Annotated in this window: 9 protein-coding genes; 4 read left to right on the top strand and 5 right to left on the bottom strand. The window is 52.1% G+C overall.

Going from position 1 to position 8927, the window contains the following annotated elements:
• Positions 1 to 90: 90 nt before the first annotated feature.
• The 4 genes from HOLDEFILI_RS07840 to def form a co-directional block, all read right to left on the bottom strand.
• On the bottom strand, positions 91 to 954 hold the full coding sequence (locus HOLDEFILI_RS07840; protein WP_006059035.1) for a carbon-nitrogen hydrolase family protein: 864 nt from the start codon (positions 952 to 954) through the stop codon (positions 91 to 93).
• The gene (locus HOLDEFILI_RS18360) at positions 941 to 1519 is read right to left on the bottom strand and encodes a histidine phosphatase family protein (RefSeq protein ID WP_006059036.1); all 579 of its coding nucleotides are present in this window, start codon (positions 1517 to 1519) and stop codon (positions 941 to 943) included. The genes HOLDEFILI_RS07840 and HOLDEFILI_RS18360 overlap by 14 nt, the downstream gene beginning before the upstream one ends.
• A gap of 46 nt (positions 1520 to 1565) precedes the next feature.
• Positions 1566 to 3530, bottom strand: coding sequence for a ribonuclease J1 (gene rnjA, locus HOLDEFILI_RS07850; protein WP_006059037.1), 1965 nt, complete (start codon positions 3528 to 3530; stop codon positions 1566 to 1568).
• Between the two features lie 234 nt (positions 3531 to 3764).
• Positions 3765 to 4334 (bottom strand): peptide deformylase, encoded by a 570-nt coding sequence (def, locus tag HOLDEFILI_RS07855; RefSeq protein WP_039864325.1) that lies wholly within the window; start codon positions 4332 to 4334, stop codon positions 3765 to 3767.
• A gap of 252 nt (positions 4335 to 4586) precedes the next feature.
• On the opposite strand from def, the gene HOLDEFILI_RS07860 reads away from it, so the two are divergent.
• From HOLDEFILI_RS07860 to coaD, 3 genes are all read left to right on the top strand, one after another.
• Positions 4587 to 5780 carry an FtsW/RodA/SpoVE family cell cycle protein gene (locus HOLDEFILI_RS07860; RefSeq protein WP_006059041.1) on the top strand — a complete coding sequence of 398 codons (1194 nt, stop codon included), beginning with the start codon at positions 4587 to 4589 and terminating at the stop codon, positions 5778 to 5780.
• Positions 5781 to 5849: 69 nt separating this feature from the next.
• Positions 5850 to 6575 carry a 16S rRNA (guanine(966)-N(2))-methyltransferase RsmD gene (gene rsmD / locus HOLDEFILI_RS07865; RefSeq protein ID WP_006059042.1) on the top strand — a complete coding sequence of 242 codons (726 nt, stop codon included), beginning with the start codon at positions 5850 to 5852 and terminating at the stop codon, positions 6573 to 6575.
• Positions 6572 to 7075: a pantetheine-phosphate adenylyltransferase gene (coaD, locus tag HOLDEFILI_RS07870; protein ID WP_006059043.1), complete on the top strand. Its 504-nt coding sequence runs from the start codon at positions 6572 to 6574 to the stop codon at positions 7073 to 7075. Before rsmD ends, coaD begins: the two co-directional genes overlap by 4 nt.
• 257 nt (positions 7076 to 7332) lie before the next feature.
• Here coaD and HOLDEFILI_RS07875 read toward each other — a convergent pair whose 3' ends face one another.
• Complete coding sequence (locus HOLDEFILI_RS07875; protein ID WP_006059044.1) at positions 7333 to 8247, bottom strand: hypothetical protein; 915 nt, start codon at positions 8245 to 8247, stop codon at positions 7333 to 7335.
• A gap of 163 nt (positions 8248 to 8410) precedes the next feature.
• Here HOLDEFILI_RS07875 and hrcA point away from each other — a divergent pair.
• Positions 8411 to 8927, top strand: a 517-nt coding sequence (gene hrcA, locus HOLDEFILI_RS07880; RefSeq protein ID WP_039864327.1) for a heat-inducible transcriptional repressor HrcA, incomplete at its 3' end; no start/stop codon positions are given.

The following is an 8927-nucleotide window of genomic DNA, read 5'->3' on the forward strand; positions in this document are numbered from 1 at the left end:
GGCTTTCGCAGAATTCCCTTTTTGTGTCATTGATCCTTTTTTTGTGCATCCTGTTTTCAGGCGCATTTTATTCTGGTTCTCGAACGGATCTCAATCATTTGAATTTAGACAGAGATGGCGGTAGGCGTTGACTTTTCTGTATTTGCCCAGATCTTCCCGCTTTCGATAGGCGCGCAGTGCGTCGATATCAAACGTCGCATAAATCAGACCTGCTTCCGATTCGCTTGTCACCGTCAGACAGTTGTCCTGACAATCCCAGACCTGAGGATGAAAGGCGCACGAACAACCTGCTTTTTCACCCGGCGGATTCGCCATCGCGACGCCGACCTGGTTCTGCATTGCCGCTACGGAAAGCTCCTGAAGGCGGAACGGCTTGATATCGCCGCAGTCGTTGGGGATTAAGATCAGCTCGGCGCCTTGAAGCATAAGCTCCCGGGTGCTTTCCGGATATTCCCGGTCGTAACAGATCATTGTGCCCAGACAGAGATCCTCAAAATGACAGACCTTGAATTCCTCGCCACTTTCAAGATAACGTTCGAATGAAAAATCACAGGTATGCACCTTACTGTATTTCATGAGCACCGCACCGTTCCGGTCGATGAGATAAGCACTGTTTTGAGGGTATTTCTTCCCTTGAGTAAAAGCCGTAATTTCTACGCCGATGGCATGGCGTTTTGCGGCTTGGCGGATTGTATTCAACGTGTCGCATTCATCGTGTAAGGCGTTCTCACACCAGGCGTGGAAGTCGGGATCACTCTCCAGGCTTTTCACCGGCTGAAAGGTTTCACAGATCTCAGGAAACGTATAGCTTGTCAGGAAGCACTCCGGAAACAGGATAAAGTCCGCGTTTGCCTGCTTTGCTTCTGCGATATAGCGGAGTGCAAGCGCCGTGTTTTCCTGAACATCAGTCGATTTCGTTTTGTGCTGAACCAGTGCGATTTTAAATTTGTTCATTCTGTTTCGTCCTTTGCTTCCTTTTTGTGTTTTGATCGCTCATGCAGGAATCAAGATCGAATTCCACGATCTCCCCGTTTCCAGGATGAAAGCCGCATAGGGACTGGATCACCAGGCCATGGCAGACAACGAGAAGATCGCCTTGGCCTTGATAGTGCTGGAAGACCCGGATCATGCGCCGGCGCATCACAGGAAGGGATTCCCAGGCCTTTTCTTCGCCCGGCGGATAAAGACCGTTGCAGGTCTGAAACTCGTTGTAATGCTGTGCTGCCTGCTCGTCCGGTAAATAAACGTAGGTTTGATCGGCCAGCCATTCGTGCAGATCAGTTTCTACCTGCAGCGGAATTTGGAGGCAGCGGGAAAGTATCGCGGCGCTTTGTAAAGCGCGGGTGTAAGGCGAGGATAGGATCAGCCGGGCTTGCGCAAGCCGGGGATCGGCTGCCGTCATTTCGATTTCCAGGATACCTTTGGCGGAAAGGGGTGCGAGATGATTGCCGAATCCCTGATAGATTTTGGTGTCTTTTTCCGTGTAATCGGCTGTGCCGTGACGAATGAGATAAAACATAACAATCCTCCTGATTTCTTTAAGGAATAGAAAAAACGCCGATCGGTTAGGATTCAGCGTTATTCTGTTTCGTTTTGGTCCGCGGCCGGTTTGAGGTCTCGCCGTTTTCCGCCGGGACTTTTTTCGTCTTCGCCGGCGTGCTTCTCGGCTTGCGTGTCCGCTTTACCGCACCTTCCTCATCCTTATGCGCCGCCGCGGCCGCTTCGCGTTTCTGCTGCATCTGCAGCATCGCTGCCTTCTGGTTCAGGATCACCGGAATGACGATCGGATTGCGGTTGGTTTTCTTATACAGATACGGTTCCAGCGAACTGCGGATACAATTCTTCAATTCGCCGAAAGTCGTCTTCTGCATCATCTTTTTCTTTAAGGCTTCGTAAACGATCATTTCCGCTTCCTTCAAGAGTGTCTGGCTTTCCTTGATGAAGACGAAACCGCGGGAAACGATGTTCGGCCGGCACAGAATCTTATTCGTGCGCGAGTCGATCGTGACGATAACCGCGACCAAGCCGTTGTCGGCCAAGATCTTGCGGTCGCGCAGCACCGCTGTGCTCAAGCCGGATATATCGTTGCCGTCGACATAGATATCATCGGTCTGAATACGGGTTTCCGCCTGGAAGACTTCGCCGTCGCGCAGCACCAGCACATCGCCGTTAGCGCAGATGAACGTATTCTCGCGCGGAACACCGGTTTCAATCGCGCTTTCCGCGTGAATCCGAAGCATCTTGTATTCGCCGTGCACCGGCATGAAGTATTTCGGCTTGATCAGCTGGAGCATCAGCTTCTGTTCCTCTTGGGAACCGTGGCCGGTCGTATGCAGGGAGGTCAGCGGGCTGTTGACCAGCACGTTGGCGCCGACCCGCGTCAGCTGATTGACAACCTGGGAAACGCTGACCGCGTTGCCGGGGATCGGATTCGACGAGAACACGACGGTATCGCCCGGAATGATTTTAATCCAGCGGTGCGTACCGTTGGCAATCCGGCTTAACGCCGCTAACGGTTCGCCTTGGGAACCGGTGCAGACGATGCAGATCTTACTGGCCGGCAGTGAATTCAGCTGGTCCGGCGTAATAAAATGCTTTTCCGGAATCGCGATGATGCCGAGCTTGCGCGCAATCTGCACGACGTTTTCCATCGACCGCCCGAAGACGGCGACCTTGCGTCCGCAGGCCACGGCCGCTTCCAGAATCTGACCGACGCGGTTAACGTTGGAGGCAAAGGTGGAAACGATTAAGCGGCCCGGTGTTTTGCGGGTGATTTCCAATAAGGATTTCGCGACTTTTTTCTCACTGATCGAGAAGCCGGAAACCTCGGAGTTGGTGGAATCGCTCATCAGCAGGCTGACGCCGATCTGACCGATGTACGCCATTTTCTGATAATCGCTGTTGGTGCCGATCGGGGTCAGGTCGAACTTGAAGTCGCCGGTCTCCACGATCCGGCCGTTCGGCGTGTTGATCAAAATTCCCAGTGAATCCGGAATTGAGTGAATCGTGTTGAAGAAGCCGACCTGGAAATGATTCGTCGTGATCCGCGAATCCTCGTTGATCTGCACGAGCTTGACCTGCCGGCTCATCCGCCGTTCCTCCAGCTTTTTCTGAATCAGGGAGCAGGCGAAGCGCGGTGCGTAAATTTTATCAAGCCGGATCGACTGCAGTAAAAACGGAATGCCGCCGATGTGATCTTCATGGCCGTGCGTAATGATTAAGGCCTTGACCTTCGCCTGATTCTTAATCAGATAGGAGTAATCCGGAATGACGTAGTCAACCCCAAGCAGATTTTCTTCCGGAAACCGGACGCCGGCGTCAACGATGATAATTTCGTCCTGATGTTCGAAGCAATACATGTTTTTACCGATTTCACCCATGCCGCCCAGGGCATAGATGAGCGTGTCGGTATCCCGGTGGAACGGAGTTTCGGCGACCTCGCCAACGGCGCTTGCAGGAACCGGTTTCTTGCGGGGAGCGGATTTGCGCGGTGCTTTTTTTGCAGGTGTGGCTGCAGTATTTTCTTTCATTATTTACCTCTTTTCTTTTATTATTCTTAAAAAACAAGGCACCTGTCTTTTAATTTCTATTTTTTTATTCTTTGAGGAATCCCTCCGCAGACGGAGACGATTTCACAGCTAAACCGCGGGACGGTCTGAAATGAATTTCAGCTCCCCGCGGCAGCCAAGAACAATGAGTTTTCTGATTTTATTCGTGTTTGGGAAACGCGCCGGACAGATCCGGCGGGCAGGGGGAAAGCGGAATTATTCGATCACAATGGCGTTTTCAACAGGGGCATACGGATCGTTCGGATTGATCCGGTCGTAGAACAGAATGCCGCTGAAATGGTCGATCTCATGCTGCAGCACGATCGCGACATAACCGGAAGCCCGGAAAGTCACCTCGCGGTCCTGAAGCATATCGTAACCCTTGACCTTGATCCGCGCGCTGCGGATGACGTAGCCCGGATGATCGTCAAGAACGGACAGACAGCCCTCACCAGTCTTTAAATACGCATTTTGAACAGACTGGGAAACGATTTTCGCGTTGGCCAGCGCGTATTCGTAATGAATGGGATTGCCGTTTTTATCTTCTTCGTCCACGACCACAGCTAAAAGCTGCTTGGGAATGCCAATCTGAATCGCCGCGATCCCGACGGCCGGCCGCAGGTTTTTAGCTTCGGCCAGTTCCGGATCCGTCGACTCTCTGACGTAGGTTAAAAGCTCCATTAACGTATTTTTATCCGCTTCGGACAACGGTAAAGACACCGGCGCTGATTTGTCGCGCAGATGGGCGTCACTGTCCTTAACAATGGTATCCATGTTTATGTTCATAAAATCTACCTCACTTTATATAATACTCAAGAAATGCAAAGAAGGAAAGGAAAATTTGACGAAAGCGTTCCAGATTTTGTTTTTTAAGCGCTTTCTTTTCCGCCCGCCGGCTCAAACTGACAAATTCCGACCATTCTTTCCTTTATTATAATAAAAACAACGCGGACCGTCATGTCCTTTGATTGTCAAAAACAGAACTTCAATTCTTTTGTGCCGGGCCCTGTTTTATGGTAAAATGTCACCAGGAGGCGGATGAATTTGACGCAGAAAAAAAAGACTTCTTTCCGGATGCCGTACCGGTATGATTTGATCATCCATCTCTGTACGCTGATCTTAGCGGTGTTCGGCTTGTTCATGGTTGCTTCGGCGACGATGGGGCTGGCTTCGGGCAACGTGATGTCGCTGATGAAAACCATTATCAAGCAGCTGGCGTTTACAGTCTTAGGCTATCTGGGCATGGTGACGATGGCGCGCTGGTTTACGTTTGACCGCATGAAAAAAAATATTACGCCGATCGTCAGCCTGACGCTGGTGCTGCTTTTGTTAGCCCTGTGCTGGGAAGTCGGCGGTGCCCGAGCCTGGATCAAAATTCCATTTCCGGGTCAGGAGATCACAATCCAGCCTTCGGAGTTTTCCAAGGTCGTCATCATCATGGTCATGGCGACGTATCTGGGCGATATCCGCAACCTGAAGCTGACGACCAAAGATTTAATGCGCAATCCGCTCTTGATCGTCGGGGGCTTCTGCTTTATCGTTGCGATCCTGCAGTCGGACTTCGGTTCGGCGATCGTCATGGCGGGCATTGCGTGCATTTGCTTTCTGATTCCCTATCATCCTTCGTTAGTGCGGCTGCAGAAGATGCTGGTGATGTTGTTGATCATCGGCGTCGTACTCGTCGTGTGGATTCTGTCGCCGATGGGCGAACATCTGATCGAGGCGCTGCCGTTTAAGAACTATCAGATCAACCGGTTCACCTCGGCGATGAATCCATTCGCGGATAAATACGGCACGGGCTTCCAGCTGATCAACGGGCTGGTGTCGTTTGCCAGCGGCGGATGGCAGGGTGTGGGGTATGGCAAGTCGATTCAGAAATATACGAACTTCCCGGCGGCGAATACCGATTTTATTCTGGCGATTGTCGTCGAGGAATTGGGCATCTTCGGGTTTTTATTGATTTTTATCTGTTACGCGCTGATCGTCGGGCGGATGTTTATCTATGCGATCCGGATGAAAAGCCAGCGCGGGCGGATTATTCTGATCGGCGTTTCGATGTATTTCTTCATTCACTTTTTGTTCAATGTCGGCGGCGTAACCGGCTTGATTCCGCTGACAGGCGTGCCGCTGTTAATGATTTCCGCGGGAGGTTCCAGTACGCTGTCCGTCATGGTGGCGGTCGGCATGGGCCAGGCGGTAATCTCGCAATACCGTCAGGGGAAGATTGAATAAGGTATTCAACTTTTGCCGGCATCAACGACGAAGGGAAACGCAGGAAGGAAAAGCGGCGGCTATTTAAAAATGAATGTCGCGGTTGCTTTAAAAGAAGAAAGAAAAGAATTCCCGAAGCGACTCGGGAATTCCAAAGAAAGGGAGAGGAGAAACAAAGATTGGGGGATAGCATCTTTCGATGCACTAGTATCTTGCCCGGGTTTTCCGCCCTTTATACACACAAGGAGTAAAAAAATGCGAATTGTTGCAGGAAAATTTCGTTCCCGGCTGATTCAGGCGCCCAAAGGCGACCAGACCCGGCCGACGCTGGATAAGGTCAAGGAAGCGGTGTTCAGCCGGATTGGTCCGTATTTTGACGGCGGTGTCATGCTGGATCTGTTTGCGGGCAGCGGTTCAATGGGACTGGAGGCGTTGTCGCGGGGCATCGAGCATGTATATTTTGTCGACCGCAGTCCGGCCGCGGCAGCCGTGATCAAATCCAATATTGCTTCACTTCAGGTCGAAGCGCAGTGCGACGTCTGGAAGTGCGACAGCTTCGCGGCGTTAAGACGCTTAGCGGGGATGGGCGTCCAACTGGATTTGGTTTATCTGGATCCGCCTTATCAGAAGCAGCAGCTGCACAAGATCATGCAGCAGCTCGATGCGCTGAATCTGATCCGCGATCACGGACAGGTGATTCTGGAGAGTCTAAAGGAAGACGAGTTTGACGAGGCCTACCATCAGCTGCGCCGTGTCAAGGAAGCAACTTACGGCATCAGCCGCATCAGTTATTATCGAAAGGAAACAGAACTATGAAACGAGCATGTTATCCGGGATCGTTCGATCCCCCGACCTATGGTCATCTGGACATCATCACACGGGCGTCGTCGGTCTTCGACGAGTTGATCATCGCGATCATGAAGAATCCGAACAAACGCAACGCCTTTACCGAGGAGGAGCGCGTGCGGATGCTGCAGGAGATTACGCGCGATCTGCCGAATGTCAAAGTCGTGGTCGGCCATGGCCTGACAGTGGAATTTGCGAAGTCGATCGGGGCGCAGGTGCTGATCCGCGGGATCCGGGCCGTCATGGACTATGAATATGAACTGCAGCAGGCGACGGCCAATATGTTTCTGGATGAGACGATTGAAACGGTGTTCTTCGTCGCCCGGCCGCGGTATTCCTTCTTATCCTCGTCCGTGTCCAAGGAAATCGCACTAAACAACGGCGATCTGTCAAAATTTATCCCGGAAGCCATCATCGAGGAAGTCGAAGAAGAACTGAATCCGCTGAAGAAGAAAAAAAGCGGGGAATAGCGGCGCAGAAAAATGCTGCCCAAAATTTCGCTGACCGCAGGCAGAGCGTCTGCGGAAGAAAGTAGAATTCTCTAAGGGATCTTATTTAAAGGATACAGTTGAAAATAAAGGCCAAGCGAGCGCAGTCCGTTCTTAGCTAGAGAGAGGCTGAAAGTGAACGCCGGAAATTAAAAGAGCGCTGCGGTGATTCCGAAAATAATGGAATCCGCCGCGTTTTTTTATGGCTTAAGACAACAAGGGAACGACATAAGCATCGGTCAGCCGCGCAGTCTTTGCAGCATCATCAAAAAGAGGAACACGCCGCCGGCCAGGCCGGTCTGCATCAGCCGGTATCCGAGATAACGCAGATAAGTCAGGTGAAGATGCGGCGTGAGCGAGAGAACCTGCAGATGCACGCTGAAGCTGGCAAAGCCCAGCACCAGCGTCATCAACAACGCTTTCAGGGGCACCGCCAGCGGCAGCAGCGCCAGATTATTGGTGCCTAACGAAAACTCGGTTACGCACTGAATCGGCAGCCGCCAGGCAGAGGGCAGCTTCATCGTCGCTAAATTCAGCAGCACCAGCGTCAACAGGAGATATGCGCCAATGAAATATAAGCTGACGCCGGCCTGGACAACCGCGTCTTTTAAATTCTCAAATAAGGAAGGGACAGATCCGCGCGGATCCAATTGCAGGGCAACGGGTGTACCGCGCGTAAAGAACAGCAGCAGCATCACGGCGAAGAATTCCGCCAGCCAGATCATCAAGCCATATTGAAAGGATTGCAGCAGAACTGAACCGCAGGTGATCAAGATGAACGACGGCGTGCTGACCGTGACGCAGCAGGCCAGCCGCCGGCCCTCCGCTTGCGAAAGCCGGCCGTCCCGCACATAATCGTCGATCAGGATCTGTCCGGCGGGCGAGCCGAGAAAAAAGGAAGCGAAGACTAAGGAAAAAGCGTCCGGCGAGATGTGGAACAAGTTCTCGGTAAATCCGAACAGCCGCCGCGAGAGCGCCGCCAGCAGCCCCTGACCGTCGAGAATGCGGATTACAACCATCGCCGCAAACAACGAGGGCACTAATTTTTCAAACCAGATCGCTAACGCCTGGCAGGATGCCTCATAGGTTACCGATCCATAATAAAGCAGCGCGGCCAGCAGCGTGAAAAAGATGATTGTCATTCCTTTTTTCATAGGCAAAAAGCCTCCTGGTAAAGTGTATGAACTGCAGCCTGAAAAACGAACTGCGAAAAGCTTGAAAACTTGAAAAAAATTAGCACTTTTAACTTGACAGTGCTAACAAGCTGGATTATACTGTTAGCAGACATCGGGAAAGAGTGCTAAAGGAGGCGGGATGATGCTGACACCAAGGCGGATTGAAATCTTCAAGGCCATTGTTGACGAGTTCGTTCAGACAGCCGAGCCGGTCGGTTCCAAGACTCTGATGGAAAAGTATCAGCTCCCTTACTCCAGCGCAACGATCCGCAACGACATGATGGTCCTGGAAGAAATGGGACTGCTGGAAAAAACACATACCTCCAGCGGCCGCGTGCCTTCCACAAAAGGCTACAAGTTCTATTGCGAACATCTGATGGAACACAGGGTCGACAACCAGCTGGAAGTGGCAGTCCGCCAGCAGCTGGCCAGCAAGCCGCTGAATTTGGACGATGCCATCCGCGAGAGCTGCAACATCCTTTCGCAGATGACGAACCTGACTTCCGGCGTGCTGGGACCAGATGCGAGCCGGCAGCGGCTGGAGCATGTCAAGCTGTTCCCGATCAGCAACCGAAGTGCTGTGGCAGTCTTTATTACCGATCTGGGGCATACGGAAAACCGGACGTTCCAGTTCGACGACGACCTGTCAGTAGAGGATA

This window comes from Holdemania filiformis DSM 12042 (assembly GCF_000157995.1).
GTDB classification, from domain to species: Bacteria; Bacillota_I; Bacilli_A; order Erysipelotrichales; family Erysipelotrichaceae; genus Holdemania; species Holdemania filiformis.

Coding starts and splice junctions, on each gene's coding strand:
- HOLDEFILI_RS07840 (WP_006059035.1), bottom strand. CDS start 954: ATGAACAAATTTAAAATCGCACTGGTTCAGCACAAAACGAAATCGACT.
- HOLDEFILI_RS18360 (WP_006059036.1), bottom strand. CDS start 1,519: ATGTTTTATCTCATTCGTCACGGCACAGCCGATTACACGGAAAAAGAC.
- rnjA (WP_006059037.1), bottom strand. CDS start 3,530: ATGAAAGAAAATACTGCAGCCACACCTGCAAAAAAAGCACCGCGCAAA.
- def (WP_039864325.1), bottom strand. CDS start 4,334: ATGAACATAAACATGGATACCATTGTTAAGGACAGTGACGCCCATCTG.
- HOLDEFILI_RS07860 (WP_006059041.1), top strand. CDS start 4,587: ATGAATTTGACGCAGAAAAAAAAGACTTCTTTCCGGATGCCGTACCGG.
- rsmD (WP_006059042.1), top strand. CDS start 5,850: ATGAATGTCGCGGTTGCTTTAAAAGAAGAAAGAAAAGAATTCCCGAAG.
- coaD (WP_006059043.1), top strand. CDS start 6,572: ATGAAACGAGCATGTTATCCGGGATCGTTCGATCCCCCGACCTATGGT.
- HOLDEFILI_RS07875 (WP_006059044.1), bottom strand. CDS start 8,247: ATGAAAAAAGGAATGACAATCATCTTTTTCACGCTGCTGGCCGCGCTG.